Annotated in this window: 1 protein-coding gene; it reads right to left on the reverse strand. The window is 77.6% G+C overall.

Annotation, left to right across the window (positions count from 1 at the left end; genetic code table 11):
- A partial coding sequence (locus tag WU80_RS25115) for a PE/PPE C-terminal domain-containing protein (RefSeq protein ID WP_197281376.1) occupies positions 1-223 on the reverse strand: 223 nt, incomplete at both ends.

Genomic DNA, 223 nt, shown 5'->3' on the forward strand with positions numbered 1-223 from the left:
TATCCGGCGAAGGGGGGTCGGGCCATGACGGTGGGGCGGAATCCGTATCGGGGGCCGGCACCGGCGTGGGTGCCGCTGCCGACGCCGGCCAGGGGCATGCCGCCGAGCAGGTTGCCCGGTCCCCCGGCGGCCTCGGGTGCGGCGCTGATCGCGCTGACCGGGACCGCGGTGTGGCCCATCGCCGGCACGGCCGGGGCGCTGTTCCAGGCCACCGGCACCGACA

The organism is Mycobacterium sp. UM_11 (assembly GCF_001414075.1).
Classification (GTDB): domain Bacteria; phylum Actinomycetota; class Actinomycetes; order Mycobacteriales; family Mycobacteriaceae; genus Mycobacterium.